We start from the raw sequence: 25541 nt of genomic DNA, 5'->3' as shown, positions 1-25541 counted from the left end.
CTGACGTCGGGTGTGCGTCGAGGCCCACCGCTGACACCGGGGGCGGTCATCGGGTGAGGGCGCGGTAGACGCCGAGCCGGTCGCGGACGACGTGCCCCGTGAGCGTGCCGTCGGGGGCGACGTCGAGGAACGCGGCGAGGCCGAGCGTCACCTCCGCACCGTCGGGCTCGGGACCGTCGGGCAGGCCGCCGGCGTAGCGACCGCGCGCCGCGCCGTGCACCGCGACCCGTCGCCCGGCGACGACGAGGGCGTCGACCTCGACCGACGCCGCCTCCAGCAGGTCGGCCCGGGTGAGCCCGTCGTCGCAGGTGATCCCCGGCTGCGCGGGCGCCCCGTCGTCGAGCCAGGTGCGGACGGCCTTCTCGGCGTCGGCGTCGGGGTCCGCGGGCGGCTCGGTCCAGGGCGCGACCATCGGCGGGTCGACGGGGTCGGGGGTGCCGGTGAGCAGTTGGCGGCGCCGGCCGAGGTAGTCCTCCTCGGTCGCGTTGTGCACGAGGAACCCACCATCGGCCCGGAACAGCCCGATGCCGCGCCATGCCGCGGACCCGCCACGCTCCGAGGCGCCGTGCTCGGTGAAGCGCAGGGCGGCCCGGCCGTCGGTCGTGTAGAGCGCGTCGTGGACGGTCACCGTCAGCCCCGGGAAGCGGGCGAGCTGCGCACTCGTGGCCTCGAGGTACGCGTCGCGCCCGGGCATCTGCACCCCGGCGATGTCGATCGCGTAGCCCGGCGCCATGATCTGCGGAGGGACCCCGGTGTCCGCCCGGTCGAGCCAGTCCACGACGAAGCGCCGCATGAGCGCACCCATCGGGTGGATGTCCACGGTGACCTCCCTGTCGTCAACTCCAGTGTTGACTAGCTGTCCGGGGATGTCCAGGCTGGCCGCGTGGAGAGCACCGGTGTGCGCACGGAGCGGCCGACCGACGGGGTCCTGCTGATCACCCTGGACCGCCCGCGGAAGCGCAACGCGATCGACGGGGCGATGAGCCGGGCGGTCGCCGCGGCACTGGACGACCTCGACGCCGACCCCACCCTCGCGGTCGGCGTGCTCACCGGGGCCGGCGGGACGTTCTGCAGCGGGATGGACCTGCGTGCCTTCCTCGACGGCGACGCCCCCGAGGTGCCCGGCCGGGGCTTCGGCGGGCTCACCCAGGCGCCGCCCGCGAAGCCGTTGATCGCCGCCGTCGAGGGGTTCGCCCTGGCCGGTGGGTGCGAGCTGGTGCTGGCGTGCGACCTCGTGGTCGCGTCGTCCGAGGCCGTGTTCGGGTTGCCGGAGGTGGGGATCGGGCTGATCGCCGGGTCCGGCGGGTTGTTGCGACTGCCGCACCGGGTGCCGCGGGCCGTGGCGACGGAGCTGGCCCTGACCGGCGACCGGTTCTCCGCGGTGGACGCCCACGGGTGGGGCCTGGTGAACCGGCTCGTCGACCCCGGGTCGGCCGTGTCCGCGGCGACGGAGCTCGCCGAACGTATCGCCCGGAACGCCCCGCTAGCGCTGGCGGCGACGAAGCGGATGCTGGCCGCCGCCGACCTGCCCGTGGACGAGGCGTGGGCGCGCCAGGAGGCCGAGCTGGTCGCGATCAAGGCCACCGGGGACGCCCAGGAGGGGGCGCGGGCGTTCGCCGAAAAGCGCGCGCCGCGCTGGTCAGGGCGCTGACGCCGCGCGAGACGCACGTGGGGCAGGCCCACCGACCGCTGGACCTGCCCCACGTCGCCCTCGCGGCCAGGGGTCGCGGAGCCTGGCACCGACCCGTCGTCGGGAAGGGTCAGCCCTTGGACGCCTGGTAGGCGTCCCAGTAGGTGCGGTGCTCCGTGAACGGGGCGTCGCGGTCCTCGACGGCGGCCCGGACGCCGGAGGCGCGCTGGATGCGCTCGAAGTCGGCCATCGCGGGGCCGGCGATCGCCATGGCGTCGGCGTCGTTCGCGGCGGCGATCGCGGCGGTGATGCCCATGGCGTCCCACCAGCGGTTCGTCGACTCCTTGTGCGCGTAGATCATCTCGAGCGGCACGTTCGCGACGCGCTCGGCGTAGGCGTACGCGACGGCCTCGACCTCGTCGGCGGGCACGGCCCGGTTGGCCAGACCCAGCTCGGCGGCCTCGACGCCGGTCATCTCGTCGCCGGTGAACAGCCACTCCTTGGTCTTGCGCATCCCGAGGTGGACCGGCCACATCCCGAACATGTGGATCTCGCCCATGGTGCGCGCCTCGGGCTGACCGAAGCGGGCGTCCTCGGCGGCGAAGACGATGTCGAGCACGCCCGCGAGGTCGAGCCCACCGGCGACGCAGGCACCCCGGACGATGCCGACGGTCGCCTGCCGGATGCGCCAGAGCCGCATCCAGCGCTCGCGCGACTCGTGGAACTCGCGCCGGGAGAAGATCGGCGCGCGCCGGTGCGGGCGGGCGTCCTCGGGCCGGCTCGGGGTCTCGGCGGTGCCCCAGAGGTAGGCCCACTCGGTGAGGTCGTAGCCGGTGCAGAAGTTCTTGCCGTTGGACTTCACGACGAGGACGCGGGTGTCGTCGTCGGAGTCGAGGTCGTCCAGGACGAGGTCCATCTCGTCGCGCAGCGCGCGACACAGCGCGTTGCCCCGGTTCGGGCGGTTGAGCGTGAGGGTCGCGATCCGACCCTCCTTCTCGTAGATCAGGTGCTCGAAGTCCACGTCCGGACGGTAGCGCGTCCGTCAACACTCACGTTGACGTTGTCGGGGGGTCGACCTAACCTCGGGACCATGCGCCAGGTCGACATGCTCGTGGTGGGCGCCGGCTTCGCCGGGCTCCGCACCCTGCACACCTTCCGCGAGCGCGGCCTCGAGGTCGCGGTCGTCGAGGCCAACGACGGGCTGGGGGGCGTCTGGTACGTCAACCGCTACCCGGGCGCGCGGTGCGACGTCGAGAGCTACGACTACTCGCTGTCCTTCTCCCCCGAGCTCGAGCAGGAGTGGCGCTGGAGCGAGCGCTACGCCACCCAGCCGGAGATCCTCCGCTACGTCGACCACGTGGCCGAGCGCTTCGACCTGCGCCGCGACGTCCACCTCTCCACCCGGATGACGCGCGCCGAGTACGACGAGGCCGCCCACCGCTGGCACGTCACGACCGACCGGGGCGACTGGAGCGCGCGCTACCTCGTCATGGCCACCGGCCAGCTGTCGGTGACCAAGCAGCCCGAGCTCGAGGGCCAGGCGGACTTCCGCGGGCGTATCCTGCACACCGGGTCGTGGCCGCACGAGGAGGTCGACCTCACGGGGCAGCGGGTCGGCGTCATCGGCACCGGCTCCTCGGGCACGCAGCTCATCCCGGTGCTCGCCCGGCAGGTGGAGCACCTGACCGTCTTCCAGCGCACGCCCAACTTCTCCATCCCGGCCAACAACGCGCCGCTCTCCGACGAGCGCGACGCCGAGGTCAAGGCCACGTACGCCGAGCGCCGCGAGCGGGCGCGCTGGTCGCCCTCCGGGCTGGGGTTCAAGCCGAACAAGCAGTCCGCGGTGCAGGCCTCCCCCGAGGAGCGCCGCGCGCTCTACGAGGAGCAGTGGCAGACGGCGGGCTTCGGCTTCCTGCTCGCGTTCTACGACCTCATGCTCGACGAGCAGGCCAACGACACCGCGGCCGACTTCATCCGCGAGAAGATCGCCGCGAAGGTGGACGACCCGGCGACCGCCGAGCGGCTCATGCCGCGCGGCTACCCCTTCGGCGCGAAGCGGCCCCCGGTCGACTCCGGCTACTTCGAGACGTTCAACCGGGAGAACGTCGACCTCGTCGACATGCGTGACACCCCGCTCGAGCGGATCACCGAGAAGGGCATCCGGACGACGGCGGCGGAGATCGAGCTCGACACCATCGTCTTCGCCACGGGCTTCGACGCCATGACGGGCGCCCTGCTCAAGCCCGAGATCGTCGGGCGGGGCGGGCGGACGCTGCGCGAGCACTGGAACGCCGGGCCGCGCACCTACCTCGGCGTCGGGGTCTCGGGCTTCCCGAACTTCTTCGTCATCGCCGGTCCCGGCAGCCCCTCGCTGCTGTCGAACGTGCTGCTCTCCATCGAGGCGCACGTCGACTGGATCGCCGGGCTGATCGACCACGCGGCCCAGCAGGGCGCGGACGAGATCGAGGCGTCGGAGCAGGCCGAGGCGCAGTGGGTCGAGCACGTCAACGAGCGCGCGGCGGCCACGCTCTACCCGAGGGCCGCGTCGTACTACATGGGCGCCGAGGTCCCCGGGAAGCCGCGCGTGTTCATGCCCTACGTCGGAGGGGTGCGCGGGTACCGACGGACCCTCGAGAAGGTCGTGGCCGACGACTACGAGGGCTTCACGTTCACCGGCAGCCTCGTCGGCGCGCGATGAGCGTCCACCCGCTGTCCGCGGCCCAGCGGCGGGCGGCGATCGAGAAGCGGCAGCCGACGTGGGTGCCGCGCACCCTGTCGGGCGCCCTGGACGCCGCGTGCGAGGAGTTCGCCGACCGGCCGTTCGTCATCACCGAGGCCGGCACGTGGACCTACGCGCAGCTGCGCGACTGGTCGGCGCGCGTCGCCGGTGGCCTGCGAGATCTCGGGGTCGGGCGCGGTGACCACGTGGCGGTGGTGCTCGCGAACGACGCCGAGTTCGTCGCCGTGCGCTACGCCATCGCCCGGCTCGGGGCCGTGACGGTGCCGATCAACGTGGCCAACCGCCGCGACGAGCTCGGGTTCATCGTGCGCCGGTCCGACGCGAGCGTGCTGATCACGATGGACTCCTTCCGCGACCTCGACCACCTCACGATGCTCGACGAGCTCCTCGGCGACTGGGCCGGCGGGGTGGCCGCGGCTGCCGCCCCGGAGCTGCGTCACGTCGTCGTGCACGAGACGGGTGACCCCCGCCCCGGTGTCACCACGCTCGCCGGCCTGGCGACGGCGGACCCGGTCCACGTGCCGGTCGGTGAGCCCGACGACGTCGCCGACATCCTGTTCACCTCGGGCACCACCGGCGAGCCGAAGGGCGTGCAGCTCACGCACGACATGCTGCTGCGCACGGCGTACGGATCGACGTGGGGCCGCGCGTACACCGACGCGCACCGCGTCGTGTTCTCGCTGCCGCTCTTCCACGTGTACGGCTACGTCGAGGGGCTGCTGACGGTCCCGTTCGTCGGCGGCTGCGTGATCATGCGGCGGACGTTCGACCCGGCGGCGATCCTCGACGCGATCGAGGCCGAGCGCGCCGACGACGCCCTGCTCATCCCGACGATGACCGCGGAGCTCATCCGGGTGCAGCGGGCGGCGCCGCGCGACCTGTCGTCGCTCACGCACCTGTACTCCTCGGGCGGGGTGTCGCCGCACGGCATCTGGCCGGAGATCGACGAGGTCCTCTCCCCCGGCGAGGTCGTCACCGGGTACGGGATGAGCGAGACGACGGCGTCCACCACGTGCACCTGGCCGGAGGACCCACCCGAGCGGCGGATGACCACCAACGGCCGGATGAAGCGGGCCGGCGTGGCGGGCGACCCGGCGATGGACGGGCGGCTCGTCGAGTACAAGGTGATCGACACGGCGACCGGCGAGGACCTGCCCTTCGGGTCGGTCGGCGAGCTCGTCTGCCGCGGGTGGGGCGTCACGTCGGGCTACTACCGCAACCTCGAGGCGACGGCGGCGGCCTTCACGGCCGACGGCTGGCTGCACACGGGGGACCTCGGCGTCCTCGACCCCGACGGGTACCTGCACCTCGTCGGGCGCACCAAGGACAGCTACCGCTGCGGCGGCGAGCAGGTCGTGCCGGGCGACGTCGAGACCGTCCTCGCCCGGCACCCGAGCGTGCACCAGGCGTTCGTCGTCCCCGTTCCCGACGACCGGCGCGGTGAGGTCGGGTGGGCCTGGATCGTCCCGCGGGAGGGGCACACCGTCGACGCCGAGGTGCTCGTCGCGTGGTGCACGGAGAACCTCGCGCGGTTCAAGGTGCCGCGCCACGTCGCGGAGATCGCGGTGGCCGACATCCCACTCACGCCGTCGGGCCGGGCGCGGAAGTTCCTGCTGGCCGAGCGGGCGGTGGGGCTCCTCTGAGGGTCGCCGCGGCACCCAGGGCCACGAGCAGGCAGATCCCGACGGCGGTGAGCAGCGCCGCCGTCGGGGACACCCGGTCGATGAGCACGCCGGCGAGGGGCTGCGCGATCGCGGCGCCGAGCATGATCGCCGCGCCGTGCAGGCCGGTCGCGATCCCGCGCGCGGCGTCGGGGGCGAGCCGCCCGACCGCCTCCGCGGCCGACGACATCGCGGGCGCGCAGAACGCGCCCGCCGGGACGATCAACGCCGTGACCAACCACCACGGGCCGCCGAACGCCACCGGGACCGTCCCGACGGCGAGGGCCGCGAGCAGCGTCGGCATGCCCGGCGGACGCGTCGCGACGCCGTAGCGGAAGCCGCCGACCAGCGACGCGAGGCACCACACCGTGTTCGCCAGCGCGAACCAGCCGGTCTCCCCGCGCGTCGTGAGGGCGGCGACGACGCTCAGCTCGGTGGCCGAGAGCAGCAGCACGGCGGCGACCGCCCCGGCGAGCGCCGTGACCATCGGCGCGCCCATCCAGTGCCGCATCGAGGGCGCGGCCGTCCGCTCACCGCCCGCGTGGGTCGGCGGGTCCAGCCACCACAGCGCCGCCGTCCCGAGGACGAACGCGGCGCCGACGAGCCACAGCGCGACCGTCGACGGCAGCGCGAGGACGGCCCCGGTCCCCGCGGCGGGTCCGACGATGAAGGAGACCTCCGACGACATCGCGTCCAGCGCGAACGCCGGGCGCCGCCGGGCCTCGGGCACCACCGCGCCGAGCGACTGCCGGACGACGGGGAAGGCGGGCAGCGCGAGCAGCCCCGCGGCGAAGGCCGCGGCCGCGAGGAGCCCGACGTCGAGCAGCGGCGCGACGCCCCAGAACACCGCTTCGGACACCCCGCACAGCAGCAGGACCGGCCGCAGACCGACGCGGTCGACGAGCCGGCCGAGCAGCGGGGCGCCGAGCACCGTCCCGAACGTCACGGCGCCGCCGACCAGCCCCGCGGCCGCGAACCCCCGGTCCAGCCCGACCGCCACGTGCAGCGTGAGCACCACCCCGGTCGCGCTCACCGGGAGGCGTGCGCCGAACCCGACGAGGTAGAGCGCCCGGAGCCCGGGCCGCGCGAGCACCTCCCGGTACGCCGTCGTCACGAGGTCCATGGTCGCCCGGCGACGGGTCCGCCGCCCGGCCTGCGACGCCGTCGCGCTCCCACCCTTGCCGGGCGTGTCAGTCAACGGCTACGTTGACGGTACGACGTGATCGCCGTCATAGTTTCGATCTTCAGCGAAGCTCCCGGCCGACGAAGGAGTCCTCCGTGTCCCGCATGCGCTTCGGTATCTTCCTGCCGCCCCACCACGTCCCCGTCGGGCAGAACCCGACCTACTCGCTGCAGCGCGACGTCGAGCTCGTGCAGCGACTCGACGAGATGGGCTTCGACGAGGCGTGGTTCGGCGAGCACCACTCGTGCGGCGTGGAGCTCATCGGCGACCCGATGCTGTTCATCGCGCACGTCGCGCAGGTGACCAAGCACATCAAGCTGGGCACCGGCGTGATGTCGCTGCCGTACCACAACCCGTTCCACATCGCGGACCGCCTGATCCTGCTCGACCACCTCACCCGTGGCCGCACGATCCTCGGCGTCGGGCCGGGCGCCCTCGCCACCGACGCCGGCATGTTCGGCCTCGACCCGGCCGACGCGCGGGCCGCGCTGGAGCAGGACGTCGACGTCCTCATGCACCTGCTCACCAGCGACGAGCCGATCTCGATCGACACCGGCCGCTACAAGCTGGTCGACGCGCGCCTGCAGATGGACGCGTACTCGTGGCCGCACCCGGAGATCGCCACCGCCGCGATCGTCTCGCCGTCGGGCCCCCGCCTGGTGGGCAAGCACGGCCTCGGCATGATCTCGATCGGCGCGACGATGAGCGCCGCCGGCTTCGACGCGCTGGCCATGCACTGGGACGTCGTCCAGGAGATGGCCGCCGAGCACGGCACCGAGCCCAGCCGCGAGGGCTGGCGCCTCGTCGGGCCGATGCACATCGCCGACACCAAGGACCAGGCGATCAAGGACGTCGAGTACGGCATCAACGAGTGGTTCGACTACCTGCAGCACACCGCGGCCGCGCCGCAGCTCGGCGTCCAGGGTGAGAACACCAAGGAGCGCATCGAGTTCGTCATCGAGTCGGGCATGGGCGTCATCGGCACCGTGGACGACGCGGTCGACCAGATCGAGCGCCTGGACGAGCAGTCCAAGGGCGGCTTCGGCGCCTACCTGATGTTCGCCCACAACTGGGCGCCGTGGGAGGCGACGCTGCACCACTACCACCTGTTCGCCAACCACGTGATCCCGAAGTTCAAGAAGACCGACCGTCGTCTGCTCGCCAACGAGGCGTGGACCCGCAGCGTGCGCGACCCGCTGGCCGCGAAGCAGTGGGACGCGATCAACTCCTTCACCGCGCAGCACCAGGCCGAGCGCGAGGCGCGTCAGGTGGCGCAGACGTGACGACCTCCTTCCCGGCGGGCCCGGCCCCGTCGTTCCGGCTCGACACGGACGGCCCGGTCACGGCGCTGGTCACCGGGGCGGCCGGTGGGATCGGAGCCCGCGTGGCCCTCGGCCTCGCCGAGTTCGGCGCCGACGTGGCCTGCGTGGACGTCTCGGTCGACGGCCTCAAGCAGACGGTGGCCGCCATCGAGGACCTCGGCCGGCGTGCCCTGGCGATCGAGGCCGACGTCGCGGACGCCGACGCGATGGCCGCGGCCGTCCGGCGCGCACAGGACGAGCTGGGCCCGGTGCGCCACGCCGTCAACTGCGCGGGGGTGCACGACAACGCCCCGGCCGAGGAGATGCCGCGCGCGCAGTGGCAGCGGCTCCTGGACGTGAACCTCACCGGCGTGTTCACGTGCTGCCAGGCCGAGGGCGCGGCGATGCTGGCCAACGGGGGCGGCAGCATCGTCAACATCGGGTCGATCTCGGCCACGATCGCCAACCGCGGCCTCTCGCAGGTGCACTACAACGCGGCGAAGGCCGGCGGCCTGCACCTGACGACGTCGCTGGCGCTGGAGTGGGCGGACCGCGGCGTGCGCGTCAACGCCGTCAGCCCCGGCTACACGGCCACGCCGATGGCCAAGCACCCCGATGTGTGGCCGCACGTGCAGGCCTACACGAAGGACATCCCGCTCGGACGCATGGCGGAGACCGAGGAGCTCGTAGGTCCGGTCGTATTCCTGCTGAGCGGGGCGGCGTCCTACGTCACGGGCGCGAACCTGCTGGTGGACGGCGGCGCCGTCGCCTGGTAGGTGCGCGTCGCGCTCGTGAGCACTAAGTGGACCTATAGGCCCACTTAGTGCTCACGAGCGAAGCACCCGGCGACCCGGTCCAGCGTCGCGGCGAGCCCGTCCGCGTCGACCACGGGCAGGTAGGGCAGCAGCCGCTCGAGGGTCACGGCGGACCAGTCGTAGACGTGGGTGACCCGGGTGCTGCCGCCGCCGTTGCACGCCTCCAGCCGGTAGCCCCACACCTGGCCGCCCCGGTCGCCGCCGTGGGTGGCAGGCGCCCAGGCGATCTCGGTGTCGGGCTCGTATGTCACGACGTGGTTGTCGACGACGTAGTCGCCCATGTCGCGGCCGTGCATCTCCATCTCGAACACGTCGCCGACGCCGGTGAGCGGGCGGTGGGTCCGGGACCCGCGGACGGTGCCGGAGGCATCGAGCTCGGGGTGTCGGTCGGGGGCCGCCAGCAGGGCGAACACCTGGTCCGGGCGGGCGTCGACGACGCGGGACGCTTCGAGGGACTTCTCGGTCACGGCGCCGGGGTGCCTCCGGCCCTTGAGTACTAATCCGTGTCAGGACACGGAAAAGTACTCACAGGACGAAGTCACCTGGCGGCCCAGATCCCACCGTCGACCGGCAGCACCGCACCCGTGACGTAGGCCGACGCCCGCGAGGCCAGGAAGACCGCGGCGCCCGCCATGTCGTCGGGCTGCCCGATCCGGCCCAGCACCGAGGACGCCGCGATCTCGTCGCCGCGCTCGGCGAGCGTCGCCGCCATCATCTTCGACTCGAACGGACCCGGCGCGATCGCGTTGACCCGCACGTTCCGCGGTCCGAGCTCGGCGGCCAGCACGCGGGTCAGCTGGTGCACGCCCGCCTTCGACGCCGAGTACGCGTAGGTCGGCAGCGGGGTCACGCGCAGGCCGTCGATGCTCCCGATGTTGATCACCGAGGCCGTCTCCTCCGGTGACCCCGAGGCCTCCAGCAGGTCCACGAAAGCGCGGGTCAGGAAGAACGGCGCCTTGAGGTTCAGGTCGAGGACCTTGTCCCACGCCTCGGCCGGGTACTCCTCCAACGGCTCCCCCCACGTCGCGCCCGCATTGTTGACGAGCACGTGCACGGCCGATTCCCTCTCCCGCACGAGGGCCGCGAGGTGCTTGCACTGCCCCTCGGTCGAGACGTCGGCGGGGATCGAGACGACGTCGCCGTGCGGCGCGAGCTCACGCACCGCGTCGTCGCCCGCCGCGGCCTTGCGCGAGCTGACGTACACGCGCGCCCCGGCGTCGAGCAGGCCGCGCGCGATCATCAGCCCGATGCCGCGCGTTCCGCCGGTGACCACCGCGACCTTGCCGGTCAGGTCGAACAGCTGCACGAGTCCTCCAGGTCAACGTCTGTGTTGATTACGGGTCGTCCGGCGAGGATCATCGCACCTCATGACCGACATGCTGGACGGCATCGTCGCCGTCGTCACCGGTGGGGCCAGCGGCATCGGCCGTGCGATCGCCGAGCGCTGCGCTCGCCACGGAGCCCGTGCCGTGGTGGTCGCCGACCGCCGCGAGGACCCGCGGGAGGGCGGGGTCCCGACGACGGAGCTGGTGCGGTCGGCCGGGGCGGAGGCGGTCTTCGTCCGGACCGACGTGACCGACCCCGCGCAGGCCGAGGCCGCCGTGGCCGCCGCCGACGCGCTCGGGGGCGTGGACGTCCTGGTCACGGCCGCCGGTATCGCCCGACGCGGCGGGCTCCTCGACGTCACCGAGGCCGACTACGACGCGGTGATGGACGTCAACGCCAAGGGCACGTTCTTCACCGCCCAGGCCGCCGCCCGGCGGATGGTGGACCGGGGCCGCGGCTCGATCGTGCTCGTCTCCTCGACCGGCGGACTCAAGGGACAGTCCGACCTCGCGGTCTACACCGCGTCGAAGGGCGCCGTCCGACTGCTCGCCTACTCCCTCGCCGCCGAACTCGGCCGTGCGGGCGTGCGGGTCAACGCGTTGCACCCCGGGCTCACCGAGACCGAGATGACCCGCACGGACCTCGGCCGCATCGACACCGGCTCGGTCAGCGAGAGCCGCATCCCGCTCGGGCGTGCCGGGCAGCCCGGGGACATCGCCGACGCCGCGGTCTGGCTCGCGAGCCCGATGGCCGCCTTCGTGCACGGCAGCTCCCTGGTGGTGGACGGCGGGTCGACGTGGGCCTCCTGAGCTTCCCGGAACCCGACCCGGACGCGGTCGCCCGCTGGCGCGCCTCCGGCCACTGGCCGAACCGGCTCCTGGACTCCTGGCTCGACGACGCCGCGGCCGCCCACCCCGCCCGCAGGGCCGTCGTCGAGGGCCGCACCCGCCTGACCTACGCCGCGCTCGCGGACCGGGTCGCGCGCACGACGGCGGGCCTGCGCGGCCTCGGCGTCGGGCGCGGCGACGTCGTCTCCCTGCAGCTCCCGAACTGGTGGGAGGCCCTCGTCGTCCACCTGGCGGTGCTGCGGCTCGGTGCCGTGTCGAACCCGCTGATGCCGATCCTGCGCGAGCGGGAGATGCGGTTCGCGCTGCGCACCGCACGGTCGAAGGTCCTGGTGGTCCCGGGCGTCTTCCGCGGCTTCGACCACGCCGCCCTGGGCCGGACGCTGCGGGAGGAGCTCGACGACCTGGCGCACCTCGTCGTGGTCCGCGGCGACGGGGAGCTCCGCTTCGACGCCCTCGACGGGGACGACCCGGCCGCCGCGCCCGGCCGCGAGCCGACCGACCCCGCCGTGCTGCTCTACACCTCCGGCACCGAGTCCGACCCGAAGGGCGCCGTGCACTGCCACGAGACGCTCGCGGCCGAGGACGCCAGCATGATCGCCCACCTCGGGCTGACCGCCGACGACGTCGTGTGGATGCCCTCGCCGGTCGCCCACGTGACCGGCGTGCTCTACGGCTTCCACCTGGCGACGATGCTCGCCACGACGGTCGTCTACCAGGACGTCTGGGACCCGGGCGCCGCCCTGGCCCTCGTCGAGCGCGAGCGGTGCAGCGTCACCGTCGCCGCGACCCCGTTCCTGCACGGGATCGTCCACCACCCCGACCGCGACGCCCACGACCTCTCCTCGCTGCGCGTCTTCGCCTGCGGCGGCGCCGACGTGCCGCCGGGCCTGGTCCTCGACGCGACCGCCGCGCTCGACTGCCTCGTCGTCCGCGTCTACGGCTCCACCGAGATCCCGACGGCGACGGCGGGGCACGCGTCCGACCCCCCCGCGCAGCGCGCCGGCACCGACGGCCGCCCGGTCGGCGCCGCGGAGCTGCGCGTGGTCGACGAGACCGGCACCGACCTGCCGTCGGGAACGGCGGGCATGCTGCTGGCGCGCGGACCGGAGATGTTCGCGGGCTACCTGGGCCGTCCGAGCCCGTTCGAGGACGGCTGGTTCCCCACCGGCGACCTCGGCTCCCTCGACGACGACGGGTTCCTGACGGTGACGGGGCGGAGCAAGGACATCATCCTGCGCGGCGGGGAGAACCTGTCGGCGAAGGAGATCGAGGACCTGCTCTACACCCACCCCGACGTGGCGGACGTGGTCGTGGTCGCGGTGCCCGACCCGGTCATGACCGAGCGGGCGTGCGCGGTCGTGGTGCCGCGGCCCGGCGCGGAGGTGACGCTGGCGTCGCTGGGGGCGTTCCTGCTCGGGCAGGGCGTCGCGCGACAGAAGTGCCCGGAGCGGCTCGAGATCGTGGCGGAGCTGCCGCGGACGCCGACCGGGAAGGTGCAGAAGTTCAAGGTGCGCTCCGCGCTCGTGAGCACTAACGGGGGCTATAGCCCCACTTAGTGCTCACGAGCCGCAGGCACCTCAGCGCCGACAGGTCCGTCAACGGGTCCCCGTCGACGACGATCAGGTCCGCCGCGAGACCCGGCAGGAGCCGGCCGGTCACGCCGCCGAGGCCCAGGGCGTCCGCCGCGCGGCCGGTCGCCGCCGCGAGCACCTGCGCCGGGGTCCAGCCGACCGCGGCGTAGTACGTCAGCGCGTCGTGGAGGTCGTCGAAGCGACCCTGCCCCGCGCCGGCGTCGTTCCCGACGATCACCGGGACGCCGTGCCCGTCGGCCCAGCGCTGCCGGGCGAGCGCGGCCGTCCGCTCGGCCGCCGGCCAGTCCGGCCAGCCCCGGAAGCGGGTCGGCACGGTCACGGCACCACTCGCGGCGACCAGCTCCGCGACCGCGTCGTCGAGGTCCCGCCCGCCGTCGGGGGCGTACCAGCCCGCGTGCTCGATGGTGTCCGCCCCCGCCCGGGCCGCCATCGCGATCGACGCGGTGCCGTGCGCGTGCACCGCCACCGGCAGCCCGACCTCCCGGGCGGCCTCGACGACGAGCCGCAGCGTCGGCAGGTCGAACTGCACGTCGGCGATCCCCGGCCCGGCCGGCGTGAGCATCCCGCCGCTCGCCATCACCTTCACGACGTCGAGCCCTGCCGCGGCCCGGGCGGCCACCGCGGCCCGCACCCCGTCGCGCCCGACCTCGCCACCGAGGAACCAGCAGTGGCCACCCGGCGGCGTCAACGGGGCACCCGCCGTCAGGACCCGCGGGCCGGGGACGACCCCGGCGGCGACGTCGTCGCGGAAGGCCGCGACCAGCCCGTCGCGGTCACCGAGGTCGCGCACGGTGGTGATCCCCGCCGCGAGCATCGCGGCGGCGTGGGTGCGGATCGTCGTGCGCAGGGCGTCGTGGTCGGCGTCGCGCAGCGCGGGGACCGGGTCACGTGTGACGTCGAAGGCCAGGTGGACGTGGGCGTCGATCAGGCCGGGCAGGACGGTCGCGTCCGGGAACGCCCGGTGGGTGACGTCGGGATGGGCGGCGACCAGGTCCGCCGTCGGGCCCACCGCCGCGACCCGGCCGTCGGCGACCAGCACCGCCGCGTGGTCGAGCGGCGGGCGCTCCGCGTCGACGACCACCCGGCGACCGCTGACGAGCTCCACGTCGGGTCACCCTGCCCGCTCGCGAGCCCGCCGCCGAGGTCGCCGTGGCGTCGCCCACAGGCGGCTCAGGCCAGCGACCTCGCCCGCGCCGCGACCCCGGCCGACCCGAGCAGACCCGCACCGATCGCGGCGAGCGCGATCGCGGGGCCCGAGCGCTCGATGCCGAGGGCGTGGTCCAGCGACAGCTCCCCCGGGCCGGCGGCCGCGACGGCGAAGACCACCGCGGTGAGGACGGCGTTGTACTCCCAGCCGCCCTGGGTCACCCAGGGGCCGTTGGTGCGGTGCACGTGGTAGACCGCCGAGCCCATGGCGCCCGAGATCATGGTCGCGGCGAGCGGGGTCGCGAGCCCGGCCGCGAGCAGCGCGCCGCCGCCCGCCTCCGAGACGCCGGCCGCCACGGCGTTGTCCCGGCCCGGCTTGATGCCCATGCTCTCGAAGCCCGCCGCCGTGCCCGCCACGCCGCCGCCCCCGAACCACCCGGCGAGCTTCTGCATGCCGTGACCCACGAACAGCAGGCCCACCACGAGCCGCAGCACGGCCATTCCGATCTTCACGAGGACTCCGTTACCCGAGCGAACAGTTGTGACGTCAAGCTAGACCACACCGCCGACGGACGTCACAGGTGCCGTCGTCCGCCGATAGGTGCACAATGCAACGGTTGTCGTTGCACGTCCTAACGATCAGAGGTCCGACCGATGACCACGACCGCACAGGAGCCCGTGCCCGTGTCCCGGGCCGACCCGGCCCACCCCGGGTACAAGTGGCTCGCCCTGTCGAACACCACGCTCGGCGTGCTGATGGCGACGATGAACTCGTCGATCGTCCTCATCTCGCTGCCCGCGATCTTCCGGGGCATCGGCATCAACCCGCTCGAGCCCGGCAACATCAGCTACCTGCTGTGGATGATCATGGGCTACATGCTGGTCACCGCGGTGTTGGTGGTCACGCTGGGCCGCTTCGGCGACATGTACGGCCGCGCGAAGATCTACAACGCCGGCTTCGCGGTGTTCACCGTCGCCTCGATCGCCCTGGCCCTCGACCCCTTCTCCGGGGGCGGCGGGGCGCTCTGGCTCATCCTCGTGCGCGTGGTGCAGGGCATCGGCGGCGCCATGCTCATGGCGAACGCGACCGCGATCCTCACCGACGCCTTCCCCGCCGAGCGGCGCGGCTTCGCGATCGGCACCAACTCGGTGGCGGCGATCGGCGGCTCGTTCATCGGCCTGCTGGTCGGCGGCGTGCTCTCCGAGGTCGACTGGCGCCTCGTGTTCTGGGTGAGCGTGCCGTTCGGGGTGCTCGGCACGATCTGGGCGTACAAGACCCTGCGCGACCCGGCCGGCCGTCGTGAGCACAAGATCGACTGGTGGGGCAACCTGACCTTCGGCGTCGGGCTGATCCTGCTGCTCGTCGGCGTCATCTACGCCATCCAGCCCTACGGCGGGCACGCCGAGGGGTGGACGAACCCGTTCGTGCTCGGCTGCCTCATCGGCGGCGTGGTCGTGCTGGCGATCTTCTGCGTGGTCGAGACCAAGGTCGACCAGCCGATGTTCCACCTGGAGCTGTTCAGGATCCGGGCGTTCACCTCGGGCCTGGTCGCGACGCTGATGAGTGCGCTCTCCCGTGGTGGCCTGCAGTTCATGCTGATCATCTGGCTGCAGGGGATCTGGCTGCCGCTGCACGGGTACGACTACGAGCAGACCCCCTTGTGGTCGGCCATCTACATGCTGCCGCTGACGGTCGGCTTCCTGATCTCCGCGCCGATCTCGGGCGTGCTCTCCGACCGGTTCGGCGCGCGCCTGTTCGCCACCGGCGGTCTCGTGATCGTCGCGCTGACCTTCGTCGGCCTGCTCGTCCTGCCGACGGACTTCAACTACTGGTGGTTCGCGGCGATCCTGTTCGTCAACGGCGTCGGGTCGGGGCTGTTCATCTCGCCCAACATGACCGGGATCATGAACTCGCTGCCCGCCGACCAGCGCGGCGCCGGCAGCGGCATGATGTCGACGCTGCAGAACTCCGGCATGGCGCTCTCCATCGGCATCTTCTTCTCGATGCTGATCGCCGGGCTCGCGTCCTCGATGCCCGCCGCGCTGCTGGGCGGTCTGACCGCGCAGAACGTCCCGCTGCCGGTGGCGCAGCAGGTCGCGGCGCTGCCGCCGGTCGGGACCCTGTTCGCCGCGTTCCTCGGCTACAACCCGATGGCGGAGATCCTCGGCCCGCAGGTGCTCGGCGCGCTGCCGCCCGGGAACGCCGCGACGCTGGTCGGCAAGCAGTTCTTCCCGAACCTCGTCACCGGCGCCTTCCACGACGGCCTCGTGGTCGTGTTCGCCGTCGCCATCGCGGTCTCGCTCGTCGGTGCGATCGCCTCGCTGTTCCGCGGCGGGAAGTACGTCCACGGGCAGGACGCGGTGGAGCCCGCCGAGGGTGACCCGGCCGGTCCGGCACTCCCGGCGCCCACCGTCTCGCACGCGGCACCGGCGGCGGTCGACACCGACGACACGGCGGACACCGCGGAGTTCGCGACGGCGGGTGCTCCCGCCACCCCCCGTGGCAGCGACGCGTCGTCGCTGTCGTCCGGTGACAGGAACACCACTGGGTCGGCGGCGGTCCTCACCGGCCGCGTCACCACCGCGGAGGGCCGCCCGGTCGGCGCGACCCTCACCGCGACCGACGCGAGCGGACGCCAGCTCGGGCGGGCCCGCGCCGACTCGGAGGGCGCGTTCACGCTGCGCGCCCGGCCCGGGACGGCGCTGCTGATCTGCTCGGCGCCCGGCCACGCGCCGCGCGCGGAGACGCTGACGATCGGCGTCGGGGGCACCCGGCACGACGTGGTGCTCGAGTCGACCACCCGCGGCGCCCGGACGCCGGTCGCCGGGTCGTAATCCCGCCGTCCCCGTGGCCCGTCGCCGACCCCGGCGGCGGGCCACCGTCTTCTCCGGGACGACCACGCCGGTCTCCCCGCCCATGATCACGTCGGCGGGACGGCCAAGGCTGATGTCGATCTCCGGCCACAGCCATCACGGTCCCACCGACGTGATCATGCGGGTCGATCGTGCGCACGTCGGGCACCGACCCGCCGTCGGGAAGGGCCCGGAAGGCTTCCATCGGTCGAGCTGTAGCGTGATCCGGGTCACATGAGTCGATGCTCCGTGTGGTGCAGCGAGCAGGCGCCGATCGGCCCGGTTCCTCACTGCCGCCGACGCCGTACGACTGATCGAGTGGCCCTCGGACGACACCGGTGTCATTCGGTTCTACGACGCGTGTCCGACGGGCGCACCGCTCCGGTCCTGCCCTCGACCGGGTCGCTCAAGCCTGATCGGGGGACGACCGATGGAGTGGTGTGTTCCCGCTCATCGACCACCAGTCCTTCGTCCGTCCGGAGGCTGCCGCTCCGTCGGGTGACACCCGTCGGGCGATGATCCCGGCCGCACGCACCCCCCACGCCGAGCGGGCCGCGCCCGGCTCGCTCTTCGCCCCGTCGCTCCCGGGCTCCGCCGAGGACCAGGTGCGCCTCTCGGTGCTCGTCGTCGACGGCGAGCAGCGGCGGCGCGAGGCCCTCACCCGCTCCCTGGCCGAGGCCGGCGCCGGCACCGTCCACGAGGCATCCTCCGCCGACGAGGCCCGGCGTCGCGCCCGCAGCGGACCGCCCTGCGAGCTCGCCGTCGTCGACCTGGGGCTCGACGACGGCGACGCGCTCGCCCTCATCGCCGAGCTGCGGGCCGACGGCTGGCGCGCCGTCGCGGTCGGCCCCGACGACCACACCGCCGCCCAGGCCGCCTTCGGGGTCGGTGCGCTGGCCTACCTCACCTCCGACTCGGGCGTCTGCCGGGTCGTCGAGCCGGACGCCTCGGTCGGCCCGCTCGTCGGCACGGGCACCCGCATCGCCGCCGTCGACGGTGCCCCGCGCGAGCTGTCCCCGCGGGAGGTGCAGGTGCTCCAGCAGGTCGCCGACGGCCACTCCAACGCGGAGATCGGCACCGAGCTCGGCCTCTCCGCGCTCACCGTGAAGTCCCACCTGTCCCGCATCGGGCGCAAGCTCGGCACCGGCGACCGCGCCCAGATGGTCGCGCTGGCCATGCGGGCCGGGGTGGTGCGCTGACCCTCCTGCCGGCGACGCGTCGTTGCCGGCACGGGACGACGGCAACGACGCGGTGCCGTCATCGGGGAACGCCCCGATAGCGTGGCCGCCCGTGACCGAACTCGTGCACCTCGAGGTCGACGCGGGCCGCGCGACCATCACGCTGGACTCGCCGTCGAACCGCAACGCGCTGTCCGCCCAGCTGCGCCGCGAGCTGCACGCGCACCTGGAGACCGCGCTCGACGACGATGCCGTGCGCGTGATCGTGCTGACCCACACCGGGTCCGTGTTCTGCTCCGGCATGGACCTGCGGGAGTCCCGGGGCGCCGGGTCCGGGGACCAGGGGGTGCGCGAGTTCCCGGCGATCCTGCAGCTGCTCTGGACCTCGCCGAAGCCCGTGGTGGCCCGCCTCGCCGGCCCGGCCCGCGCGGGCGGGGTCGGCCTCGTCGCCGCCTGCGACATCGCGGTCGCCGCGCGGGCGGGCGGGGACACGAAGGGCGCGACGTTCGCCTTCAGCGAGGTGCGCATCGGCGTCGTGCCCGCCGTCATCTCGGTGACCGTGCTGCCGCGGCTGCTCCCCCGGGCCGCGCACGAGCTCATGCTGACCGGAGAGGTCGTCGACGCCGATCGGGCGGCCGCGGTCGGCCTGCTCAACGCCGCCGTCGACCCCGGAGAGCTCGACGCCGCCGTGGACCGCTACGTCGGGATGCTCGCCCTCGGCGCCCCGCACGCCCTGGCCGCGACGAAGGAGATGCTGCGCCGCACGCCGGCCGAGGACATGGCGGCCGAGTTCGACGCGATGCTCGCCCTGTCCGCCGAGTTCTTCGCCTCCGAGGAGGGGCAGGAGGGCATGGCGGCGTTCGCGGAGAAGCGGCCGCCGAGGTGGGCTCCGCCCTCGTGAGCACTTTCCGTGGCTCCTGCCACGGAAAGTGCTCACCTGCGGAGCACGTCGAGCACGATCACCAGCAGGATCAGCGCGACGAGGGTGCCCGTGACCCAGAGCCGGGCGTAGCGGCGGTCCACTAGTCGGCCGAGCCGCTGCGACGCTCCAGGGCGGCGAGGCGCCACGCGACCGTCCGCTCGACCAGGGTGTCCACCAGCGCGGCGACCGCCCAGCACGCCGGCCCGACGACGCCGATCACGATGATCACCTGCAGCGTGAAGTCGAGCTGGGTGAGCCACAGCTCGACCCCGTCCCACCAGGTCGCGACGGCGTGCAGCACGGTCGCCACGGTACCGGTCCACCATCGTCGAGCTCCGTCGAGCTCCGTCGAGCTCCGTCGAGCTCCGTCGAGCTCCGTCGAGCTCCGCCGCGCTCCGTCTCCCCGGCGCGCGGGTCGGCGCTCCCCGCTAGGTTCGGCGCCATGTTCGCCGTCTACGCGTCCGAGCCCAACAGCGACGACCCGCTCGCCTCCCTCGTCGTGGGTGAGCGTCCCGATCCCGAGACCCCCGAGGGCTGGGTGCGGGTCAAGGTGGAGGCCGCGAGCCTCAACATGCACGACCTGTGGACGCTGCGGGGCGTCGGCATCAAGCCCGAGCAGTTCCCCATGATCCTGGGCTGCGACGGCGCCGGCACGCTCGACGACGGCACCCCGGTGGTCCTGCACTCGCTGATGGGCGACCCGGACTGGAAGGGCGACGAGACCCTCGACCCGAAGCGCAAGATGCTCACCGAGTGGGCGCAGGGCAGCTTCGCCGACTACGTCGTCGTCCCGAAGCGCAACGCCCTCCCCCGTCCCGAGGGCATGACGGCCGTCGCCGGGGCCGTCATGGGCACCGCGTGGCTGACCGCCTACCGCATGCTGTTCACCAAGTCGGGCCTGCGCGGCGGGCAGACGATGCTGGTCCAGGGCGCCTCCGGCGGCGTCTCGACCGCGCTCATCGCCCTCGGCCGCGCCGCCGGGATGCAGGTCTGGGTGACCGGGCGCAGCGAGGAGAAGCGGGAGCTCGCACTGCGCCTCGGCGCCCACCAGGTCTTCGAGTCCAACGGCAAGCTCCCCGGCAAGGTCCAGGCGGTCTTCGAGACCGTCGGCGAGGCCACCTGGAAGCACTCGGTGCGTTCGCTGGTGCCGGGCGGCACGATCGTCTGCTCCGGCGCCACCTCGGGCAACCAGCCGCCCGCCGAGCTCGCGCAGATGTTCTTCCTGCAGAAGAACCTGGTCGGCTCGACCATGGGCACGCTCGACGAGCTGCGTGACCTCCTCGACTTCGTCGCGACCACCGGGATCACCCCGGAGGTCGGCCAGGAGCTGCCGATGACCGAGGCCGAGACCGGATTCCGCTCCATGTTCGACGGCGAGACCGCCGGCAAGATCGTCTTCACCCGCTGAGGACGCCGTCCCGACGACGGGTCCGCCGCCGGACCCGTCGTCGGTCATGTTTGATCTTCCCGAGCACCGGGAATCTCGATGTCCCAGGGTTGAGCAACCAGTTCTGGTTCCGGGCCTGCCGCTCCAGGTGGCCCGGCTGCTCCCCCGTCGTGGTTCACACCGCAGCCAGACGGACCGCATCCTTGCGCGTCTGTGAGGTCTGCCCGTGTCCGAGCGCACCAGTGCCTACGACCAGTACGCCCCGCAGCTCGAGGAACTCGCCTCGTTGGCGGCGGACGACCCCCGTCGGACCGTCCTCGTCGCCGAACTGACCGACGCCTTCCGGCCCGTGGCCCGCAACATCGCGCGGCGCTTCTCGCGGCGCGGCGAGTCCGTCGACGACCTCGAACAGGTCGCCGCGATCGGGCTGCTCCACGCCCTGCGACGGTTCGACCCCGACCAGGGCCGCGACTTCCTGTCCTACGCCGTCCCCACGATGATGGGCGAGGTCCGCCGCCACTTCCGCGACGCCGCCTGGGCGATCCGCACGCCGCGCGGGGTGAAGGACCGCTACCTGCAGGTCGGGACCGCCTCGACCACGCTCGGCCAGCAGCTCGGGCGGGCCCCCACGGCCACCGAGCTCGCCGAGCACCTCGGGATCGACCGCGAGGAGGTCATCGAGGCGATCTCGGCGCACCACTCCTACCGGCCGGACTCGCTGGACTCGACCCTCACCCAGGGCACCGACACCACCGTCGCCGACGTGCTCGGTCACGACGACCCGGACCTGGCCCACGTCGAGTCCCGCGCCCTGGTGCGCGACCTCGTCGGCACGCTGCCCGAGCGGGAGCGCACGATCCTCGTGCTGCGCTTCGTGCACGAGAAGACGCAGTCCGAGATCGCGGAGCGGCTGTCGATCTCGCAGATGCACGTGTCCCGGCTGCTCGCGCAGACGCTGGAGCGTCTCCGCGAGCGCGCCCGGGTGCGCGACGCGACGTCGGGCGCTCAGTCGTCGTCGGTGATCGCCAGGAGCGCCTGAGCGACCGCGTCGTTGGCGCGGAAGCTCAGGCTGTTCGTGTTCGGCCGGGTGAACGCACCTGGCAACCGGACGGTGGTGTGCGGGCCGATGGCGAACAGCCGCGGGTGCGGCTCCTCCTCGGGGCCGGTGAGCACCCGGTAGTCCGACGGGTCCACCGGGAGCAGCCCCGTGGAGTGCTCGACGACGCCGGAGTAGTCGTCGCCCCGGGAGCACGCGTTCCAGCTCAGCGTCTCCTCGTCGACGAGGCCGGCGCGCATCAACGAGCGCAACATCGGGTCCGAGCTGCGACGCACGCTCGGGGACGCCAGGCGGGCGTCGACGAAGGTCGTCGCGCGGGTCGGCGGCGCGTCGAGGGCCGCGCCGGTGGCGAGGAACGACGGCCCGTGCTCGTCGACCTCGACCGACAGCCCCGACCCCAGGAACGTCACGAACCCCGCGCGGTTGAGCGCGAGCAGCTGCCGCAGCCGCGGCCCGGGCGGACCGCTCGCCATCGACGAGAACAGGTTCTGCCACCAGCCGAGGTCGCGGGCCCGCGACTTCGCGGTGAGCCCGCCGCGGCTCGCCAGCTCCACCGACATCATGAACGCGCTCAGCAGCGCCGTGAACGCCCCGAGCTCCTCGGTGTGGGCCGGGTCGACGTGCCGCGCGAGGTCGTCGCCGATGTAGGTGCGCAGGAACTTCTGCAGCGTCTCGGGGTCGGTCCGCAGCCCGTCGAGCGGCCGGTCGAGCTGCTCGAAGTCGAGGCGGTCGGCCTCGTCGGGGACGTGCCGCTCGACGAGGCGCTCCCGCTCGACGGAGTACCAGTCGACGTCCGCGTAGGCGGCGGCGAACGTGTCCCAGTCGCCCGTGACGCGGTCCGGGTGGCCGTGGAAGAGCTCGTGGTACCAGCCCCAGCCCGCCTCCTTGGCGATCAGCGGCCAGGCGTCCTGGCGCAGGCTGACGCCGCCCTGCCGACTCGCGAGCTCGGCGACCTGGTCGGGTCCGAAGAAGCGCGGCAGCGGCGGGCGCGGGCCGATGAGGGTGTACTCGGTCTTGGCGTGGTAGGGCACCCCGCGGCCGGACCCGACGTGCAGGGACACCTCCCGGCCCGACGGGACGTAGACCAGCCGGCCGCGCCCGGACCCGTCGTCGGGACCCTCCGGCTCCTCCTCGAAGCGCCCGCCGCGGCCCTCGAAGAGCAGCACCATGAGGTCGATGAAGGCGAGACCCATGCCGCGGGCGATCACCGTCTCGCCGGGCGGGATCGCGTCGAGGTCGGAGTCGGTGGTCTGCTCGGGGGCGAAGTAGCGCAGGCCGAGGCGCTTCGAGCACCGCAGCAGGGCGGCCTCGTCGTCGGTCGGTGACGCGTCGAGGTGACCGGACGCGAGGACCACGACGTCGGCGTCGAGCGTCTCGCCGTCCTCGAGCCGGACCCGGCGGACGTCCCCGCCCTCGATCCCGGTGGCCTTCTGCTCGTGGACGTGGACGCGCACGCCCTCGGGCAGCGAGTCGAGGACCCGCTGCAGGACGGCCGCGAGGTAGTGGCTCTGCAGCTGCCGGGTGGGGAACGTCGACGCCGTGAGCCCGCGGATCTCCTCGCCCACGCGGCCCTCGGGCTCGGCGTGGGCGTCGCGGACCTCCTCGGCCCACTCGATGAGGCTCGGCCCCGGCACGATCGGACCGGTGCAGGTGACCGAGTCGTCGGTCCACATCGTGACGTCGGCCGCCATGGAGTTCATCCACAGCAGCTCGGACTGCCGCGTGCGCCAGATGCGGCCGGCCCCGGCCGGGTACGGGTCGACGAGGTGGACGTCGAGCGGGTGCTCGGCGTCGACCCCCGCGCCGGGCGCGCCGGCGACGAGCCGCTCCAGCACCCCGGTCCCGCGTGGTCCGCCACCGACGATCACGACCGAACGCGTCATGTCATCCGACGGTAGGCGCGGGATCCGATTGCGGCCACCCGATGTGGTGTGGTCCGGCCGGCCCCGGACACACGACGGGCCCCGCCGCAGGTCTGCGACGGGGCCCGGTACGTGCTCGGACTATCGGGGCTGGCGGTCCCGACGCGGGCCGCGCTTCTCGGGACGCGACGGCGCGGAGCCGCCCGCCTCGGAGGCACGGCGCAGGCCCATCGGGCGGCCGGCGACGCGGGCCCGCTGGAGCTTCTTGACGACGGGTCCGGGCACGTCGGCGGGCAGCTCGACCAGGGTGTGGTCGGTGCGGATGTCGATGTGACCGATGTGCGCCGAGTCGAGGCCGGCCTCGTTGGCGATGGCACCCACGATCGCGCCGGGCTTCACGCGCTGGTTGTGCCCGACCTCGATGCGGTAGGTGTCCGTGGCCGACCCGACGTTCCACGACGAGACGGTGGTCGGACGCTTGCCCTGCCCGCGGGCGGGCTTGTCGTCGCGGCCCCGCTTGTCCCCGCGCACCGGGGCGGTGGGGAGCTCGTCGACCAGCAGCGGCCTGCCGCCCTGGACCATCTTGGCGAGGGCCGCGGCGAGGGCGAGCGGGTCGACGTCGTGCTCGGCGACGTACTCGTCGATGACGCGACGGAACACGTCGATGGAGTCGCCCCCGTCGTCGTGACCCTCGAGCTCGGCGGTGATACGGCTCGCGAAGCGGGCGCGGCGACGGTCGTTGACCTCGTCGGTGCCGGGCACCGACATCTCCTCCGCCTTCTGGCGGGTGGTGTTCTCGATCGCGCGCATCAGCCGGATCTGGCCGCGCGTGACGAACGAGATCGCCTCGCCGGAACGGCCCGCGCGCCCGGTGCGACCGATGCGGTGCACGTAGGACTCGGGGTCGGTCGGCAGGTCGTGGTTGACGACGAGGCTGATGCGCTCGACGTCGAGCCCGCGCGCGGCGACGTCGGTGGCGACCAGGACGTCGATCTTCCCGGCGCGCAGGTCGGCGATCGTCTTCTCGCGCTGGGCCTGCGACAGGTCGCCCGAGATCGCGACCGAGGAGAACCCGCGACGGTTCAGCGCCTCGCTGACGTCGGTGGTGTTCTGGCGGGTGCGCACGAACACGAGGGCGGCGTCGAAGTCCTCGACCTGCAGGATTCGGGCCAGGGCGTCGGCCTTCTGCCGCTCGGGCACGACGACGTAGCGCTGGCGGGTGTTCGCCGCCGTGGTCGTCCTGCCCTTGATCGACACCTCGGCGGGCGCGTTCAGGTGTTTGCGGCTGACCTCGCGGATCGCCGTCGGCATGGTCGCCGAGAACAGCGCCACCTGACGGTCGGCCGGGAGCAGGCCGAAGATGTTCTCGACCTCCTCGAGGAAGCCCATGTTGAGCATCTCGTCGGCCTCGTCGAGCACGAAGTACCCGACGTCGGTGAGGTCGAGCGTGCCCTTCTCGAGGTGGTCGGCGACGCGACCGGGCGTGCCCACGACGATCTGCGCACCGCGGCGCAGCGACGAGAGCTGCGGGCCGTAGGGGGCACCGCCGTAGAGCTGCACGACGTGCACGTGCGGCAGGCCGGTGGCGAACGACTCGATGGCCTCGGCCACCTGGATCGCGAGCTCCCGGGTGGGGGTGAGGATCAGCGCCTGCGGGGCGCGCACGCTCGCGTCGAGCCGCGAGAGCAGCGGCAGCGCGAAGGCCGCCGTCTTGCCCGTGCCGGTCTGGGCGAGACCGAGGACGTCGCGGCCGGCGAGCAGCAGCGGGATCGTCTCGGCCTGGATCGGCGTCGGGGTGTGGAACCCGGACTCGACCAGCGTGGCGACCACGCGGTCGTCGAGGCCGAGCGGGGCGAAGCCGTTGGCCGGCTCGGCGTCGGCGTCACCGTCGAGGGAGTCCTCGAGGAAGGGGTCGAGCGGGAGATCGGAATCGGACAGGACAGCAGCGTCGGTCACAGAACTCTTTCGAGGGAGGGGTTCATCGGACGGTGAGAGCTGTCCGCGGACCCGACACACACGCGGTCCATCCCAGGCCGACAG

At 73.3% G+C, this 25541-nt stretch carries 22 protein-coding genes; 12 read left to right on the top strand and 10 right to left on the bottom strand.

From position 1 onward, the window contains the following. Positions 1-46: 46 nt before the first annotated feature. Positions 47-820: a nuclear transport factor 2 family protein gene (locus A3CO_RS38490; protein ID WP_018335471.1), complete on the bottom strand. Its 774-nt coding sequence runs from the start codon at positions 818-820 to the stop codon at positions 47-49. Between the two features lie 63 nt (positions 821-883). Between A3CO_RS38490 and A3CO_RS0127455 the strand changes: the two genes are divergently transcribed. After that, positions 884-1651, top strand: a complete 768-nt coding sequence (locus A3CO_RS0127455; protein ID WP_018335470.1) for a crotonase/enoyl-CoA hydratase family protein — start codon at positions 884-886, stop codon at positions 1649-1651. A 109-nt stretch (positions 1652-1760) separates the two neighbouring features. Here the strand turns inward: A3CO_RS0127455 and A3CO_RS34635 are convergent, their stop codons facing one another. Beyond that, positions 1761-2651 (bottom strand): enoyl-CoA hydratase-related protein, encoded by an 891-nt coding sequence (locus A3CO_RS34635; protein ID WP_018335469.1) that lies wholly within the window; start codon positions 2649-2651, stop codon positions 1761-1763. A gap of 69 nt (positions 2652-2720) precedes the next feature. Here A3CO_RS34635 and A3CO_RS0127445 point away from each other — a divergent pair, with 69 nt between their 5' ends. Next, a complete protein-coding gene (locus tag A3CO_RS0127445) occupies positions 2721-4328 on the top strand; it encodes a flavin-containing monooxygenase (RefSeq protein WP_018335468.1) in 1608 nt (535 codons plus the stop codon). Continuing rightward, a complete protein-coding gene (locus A3CO_RS0127440; RefSeq protein WP_018335467.1) occupies positions 4325-6013 on the top strand; it encodes a class I adenylate-forming enzyme family protein in 1689 nt (562 codons plus the stop codon). Before A3CO_RS0127445 ends, A3CO_RS0127440 begins: the two co-directional genes overlap by 4 nt. Here A3CO_RS0127440 and A3CO_RS34630 read toward each other — a convergent pair. Next, positions 5952-7229, bottom strand: a complete 1278-nt coding sequence (locus A3CO_RS34630; protein ID WP_157647876.1) for an MFS transporter — start codon at positions 7227-7229, stop codon at positions 5952-5954. The genes A3CO_RS0127440 and A3CO_RS34630 overlap by 62 nt on opposite strands. 89 nt (positions 7230-7318) lie before the next feature. On the opposite strand from A3CO_RS34630, the gene A3CO_RS0127430 reads away from it, so the two are divergent. Both A3CO_RS0127430 and A3CO_RS0127425 read left to right on the top strand, forming a co-directional pair. Next, positions 7319-8497 (top strand): LLM class flavin-dependent oxidoreductase, encoded by a 1179-nt coding sequence (locus A3CO_RS0127430; protein WP_245561623.1) that lies wholly within the window; start codon positions 7319-7321, stop codon positions 8495-8497. Beyond that, the gene (locus A3CO_RS0127425; RefSeq protein ID WP_018335464.1) at positions 8494-9291 is read left to right on the top strand and encodes an SDR family oxidoreductase; all 798 of its coding nucleotides are present in this window, start codon (positions 8494-8496) and stop codon (positions 9289-9291) included. The genes A3CO_RS0127430 and A3CO_RS0127425 overlap by 4 nt, the downstream gene beginning before the upstream one ends. A 44-nt stretch (positions 9292-9335) precedes the next feature. On the opposite strand, the gene A3CO_RS0127420 is transcribed toward A3CO_RS0127425, so the two are convergent. Then, complete coding sequence (locus tag A3CO_RS0127420; protein WP_018335463.1) at positions 9336-9797, bottom strand: SRPBCC family protein; 462 nt, start codon at positions 9795-9797, stop codon at positions 9336-9338. A gap of 71 nt (positions 9798-9868) precedes the next feature. Continuing rightward, positions 9869-10636, bottom strand: a complete 768-nt coding sequence (locus A3CO_RS0127415; protein ID WP_018335462.1) for a glucose 1-dehydrogenase — start codon at positions 10634-10636, stop codon at positions 9869-9871. 61 nt (positions 10637-10697) lie between these two features. On the opposite strand from A3CO_RS0127415, the gene A3CO_RS0127410 reads away from it, so the two are divergent. Then, positions 10698-11465, top strand: a complete 768-nt coding sequence (locus A3CO_RS0127410; RefSeq protein ID WP_018335461.1) for an SDR family NAD(P)-dependent oxidoreductase — start codon at positions 10698-10700, stop codon at positions 11463-11465. After that, complete coding sequence (locus A3CO_RS0127405; RefSeq protein WP_018335460.1) at positions 11453-13060, top strand: AMP-binding protein; 1608 nt, start codon at positions 11453-11455, stop codon at positions 13058-13060. The genes A3CO_RS0127410 and A3CO_RS0127405 overlap by 13 nt, the downstream gene beginning before the upstream one ends. Here A3CO_RS0127405 and A3CO_RS0127400 read toward each other — a convergent pair. Beyond that, positions 13035-14201 (bottom strand): amidohydrolase family protein, encoded by a 1167-nt coding sequence (locus tag A3CO_RS0127400; protein WP_018335459.1) that lies wholly within the window; start codon positions 14199-14201, stop codon positions 13035-13037. The two genes, A3CO_RS0127405 and A3CO_RS0127400, sit on opposite strands and share 26 nt — an antisense overlap. Positions 14202-14266: 65 nt before the next feature. Beyond that, a complete protein-coding gene (locus A3CO_RS34625) occupies positions 14267-14755 on the bottom strand; it encodes a DoxX family protein (RefSeq protein ID WP_018335458.1) in 489 nt (162 codons plus the stop codon). 141 nt (positions 14756-14896) lie between these two features. On the opposite strand from A3CO_RS34625, the gene A3CO_RS34620 reads away from it, so the two are divergent. The 3 genes from A3CO_RS34620 (at position 14897) to A3CO_RS0127380 (ending at position 19174) form a co-directional block, all read left to right on the top strand. Further along, positions 14897-17077: an MFS transporter gene (locus tag A3CO_RS34620; RefSeq protein ID WP_018335457.1), complete on the top strand. Its 2181-nt coding sequence runs from the start codon at positions 14897-14899 to the stop codon at positions 17075-17077. 536 nt (positions 17078-17613) lie between these two features. Continuing rightward, the gene (locus tag A3CO_RS34615; RefSeq protein ID WP_425393429.1) at positions 17614-18294 is read left to right on the top strand and encodes a response regulator transcription factor; all 681 of its coding nucleotides are present in this window, start codon (positions 17614-17616) and stop codon (positions 18292-18294) included. Between the two features lie 91 nt (positions 18295-18385). Further along, the gene (locus tag A3CO_RS0127380; protein WP_018335455.1) at positions 18386-19174 is read left to right on the top strand and encodes an enoyl-CoA hydratase-related protein; all 789 of its coding nucleotides are present in this window, start codon (positions 18386-18388) and stop codon (positions 19172-19174) included. Positions 19175-19295: 121 nt separating this feature from the next. Here the strand turns inward: A3CO_RS0127380 and A3CO_RS0127370 are convergent, their stop codons facing one another. Continuing rightward, entirely contained in the window at positions 19296-19496 is a 201-nt protein-coding gene (locus A3CO_RS0127370; RefSeq protein ID WP_026205066.1) for a hypothetical protein, read from the bottom strand. Between the two features lie 141 nt (positions 19497-19637). Between A3CO_RS0127370 and A3CO_RS0127365 the strand changes: the two genes are divergently transcribed. Together A3CO_RS0127365 and A3CO_RS0127360 are read left to right on the top strand one after the other, a co-directional pair. Next, on the top strand, positions 19638-20603 hold the full coding sequence (locus A3CO_RS0127365; protein ID WP_018335452.1) for a quinone oxidoreductase family protein: 966 nt from the start codon (positions 19638-19640) through the stop codon (positions 20601-20603). Positions 20604-20808: 205 nt separating this feature from the next. Next, positions 20809-21621 carry a SigB/SigF/SigG family RNA polymerase sigma factor gene (locus A3CO_RS0127360; RefSeq protein ID WP_018335451.1) on the top strand — a complete coding sequence of 271 codons (813 nt, stop codon included), beginning with the start codon at positions 20809-20811 and terminating at the stop codon, positions 21619-21621. Here A3CO_RS0127360 and A3CO_RS0127355 read toward each other — a convergent pair. Next, positions 21588-23522 (bottom strand): FAD/NAD(P)-binding protein, encoded by a 1935-nt coding sequence (locus A3CO_RS0127355; protein WP_018335450.1) that lies wholly within the window; start codon positions 23520-23522, stop codon positions 21588-21590. The genes A3CO_RS0127360 and A3CO_RS0127355 overlap by 34 nt on opposite strands. A gap of 120 nt (positions 23523-23642) precedes the next feature. Beyond that, positions 23643-25457: a DEAD/DEAH box helicase gene (locus A3CO_RS0127350; RefSeq protein ID WP_018335449.1), complete on the bottom strand. Its 1815-nt coding sequence runs from the start codon at positions 25455-25457 to the stop codon at positions 23643-23645. Between the last annotated feature and the right edge of the window lie 84 nt (positions 25458-25541).

It is taken from the genome of Actinomycetospora chiangmaiensis DSM 45062, assembly GCF_000379625.1.
Taxonomy (GTDB): domain Bacteria; phylum Actinomycetota; class Actinomycetes; order Mycobacteriales; family Pseudonocardiaceae; genus Actinomycetospora; species Actinomycetospora chiangmaiensis.
This window is presented reverse-complemented; position numbering and strand designations above follow the sequence as displayed.